Here is a 1,825-nt window from a genome sequence, read left to right on the forward strand (position 1 = left end):
GATTTAATATTGTAGTGGCACATCGATCATACTATTTAGACAAGTAAAATTTTGTGATTTTATCCTTAGGTAAAAGCCTGTATCTAATTGTTAGTATCTATCCTATATTCAAAATTATAAATAATTACTTTCATAATAAGAGAGCTTAAATATCTGAGAGAAGAATTGAAGTTCACCTGTTTAAAGAATATAGTGAAATATAGCTATAGAGGTTCAAGGTTATGAGTGATTTAAAAAAATTTTTTAAAAGTTTAGCTAGCTCTACTCCGGCTTTAAAAAACCAATCATATATTTATAAACGAGAAATCGATAAATTTTTAGAAAGACACTTTTTGTTATCCGTCGTTGAAGTAATGGCTCTTTTAAAAATTGATGATCTTACGGTTCTCAAAGCAATAATAGGTGATAATAAGCTGTTTACGGTGAGTGATATCTATTCACAAGGACAGCTAGGCTTCCCCTCTTTTCAATTTGATTTGACCAATGGATCTGTCAAACCGATAAATATTAAAATACTAAGACTAGTCAGCTCATCGTACGAAAACTGGGATTTAGCTTTTTGGTTCAATAGTTTTAATAATAATTTAGAACGCAGCTATATAGAAGCAATGAATCAACCTGAAATTTACGAGGAACTTATTTCTGCTGTAGAAAGTGATCTAACAACGGACATTTTTTAAATTTACTTTTTTTTATGCGTAATTATCTCTTCAATTTTACAATCGAAATACTCGCACAATGCGTCTAGTGTCCGCGTAGTCGTAGAATAGTTATTATTATTTGCCATTTTTGACATAGCCGCTTTATTGACACCTGCAGCATTAGCAACTTCATCTAACGTTATTTTACGTTCTTCTTTCAATGACTTAGCTGCTATTAATTCCTTTAAGTTATAAACAATCATTTTAATACAACCAATTACTATAAAAGTTTCTTTACAAGATACTTTTCATATGATTTAATCAAATTAGTTTCTTGTGAGGATACTATTATGATTGAGAATGAATTTACCTTGTTATCGGCTAAAGAGCTTTCAGCCTTTATTAAGTTCAGCCCAGATTACATTAACCGTAAGTTGAAAGACAATGTTTTTTTTGAAGGTAAACACTACATTCGCCCTTTCGGCTCAAGAAAAGTACTTTACCTTTTAGAAAGCGTACTAAAAGAAATGTACAACCCCACCCATCGAACTGAACAAAAATTAGTAATTCCTCTAGCAAATGGAGGTGTATGTTATGGCTAGTGTAAGAAGCAGAAACAATAGACTATTTTTTGATTTTTATCATCAGAACATCCGATGTCGAGAACAAACTTTGCTTAAAGATACGAAAGCTAATCGTATCAAACTCAAGAAAGTTCTAGAAAATATTGAAATGCAGATAATGCTTGATCGCTTTGTTTACCGAGATATGTTTCCGAATAGTAACCGCTGTAAGGATTTTAAACTTTTTGATGACCAGATAGAAGCTATAAAAGCCAATGAAACGAATAAAGTTGATGTTATTTTACAGAATGTACCTAACTTCGAGGCATTTGCTAATGAGTGGCTAGAAGAAAGTAAAATTCATTGGAAAACTAGTCATTTTAAAAATGTATCTATGATCTTTGAACGTTATTTAATTCCTGAATTTGGCAAGTTTATTCTTGATGAAATAAGTCGTGCTCATATTATCAAATATCGGGCGAGCATATTGAAGCCAAAGCGCAGTAGTAAAAAGCAACTAAGCAATGACTGGATTAATCATGTTATGACTCCTCTTAGAGGCATACTTAAAGAAGCTTCATTACGCTATGACTTTCAAACTCCTTTTAACAACATAAAGCC

4 protein-coding genes are annotated in these 1,825 nt (G+C 31.6%); 3 read left to right on the top strand and 1 reads right to left on the bottom strand.

Going from position 1 to position 1,825, the window contains the following annotated elements; genetic code table 11:
• Positions 1-221: 221 nt before the first annotated feature.
• Positions 222-680 (top strand): hypothetical protein, encoded by a 459-nt coding sequence (locus CXF89_RS19095; RefSeq protein ID WP_121955480.1) that lies wholly within the window; start codon positions 222-224, stop codon positions 678-680.
• Positions 681-682: 2 nt separating this feature from the next.
• Here the strand turns inward: CXF89_RS19095 and CXF89_RS19100 are convergent, their stop codons facing one another.
• The gene (locus tag CXF89_RS19100; RefSeq protein ID WP_257983248.1) at positions 683-862 is read right to left on the bottom strand and encodes a helix-turn-helix domain-containing protein; all 180 of its coding nucleotides are present in this window, start codon (positions 860-862) and stop codon (positions 683-685) included.
• 129 nt (positions 863-991) lie between these two features.
• Here CXF89_RS19100 and CXF89_RS19105 point away from each other — a divergent pair, with 129 nt between their 5' ends.
• Positions 992-1,243, top strand: a complete 252-nt coding sequence (locus CXF89_RS19105; RefSeq protein WP_121955482.1) for a hypothetical protein — start codon at positions 992-994, stop codon at positions 1,241-1,243.
• A partial coding sequence (locus tag CXF89_RS19110; protein ID WP_121955483.1) for an Arm DNA-binding domain-containing protein occupies positions 1,236-1,825 on the top strand: 590 nt, incomplete at its 3' end. The genes CXF89_RS19105 and CXF89_RS19110, both read left to right, overlap by 8 nt.

This window comes from Pseudoalteromonas sp. MelDa3 (assembly GCF_002863625.1).
Taxonomy (GTDB): Bacteria; Pseudomonadota; Gammaproteobacteria; order Enterobacterales; family Alteromonadaceae; genus Pseudoalteromonas; species Pseudoalteromonas arctica.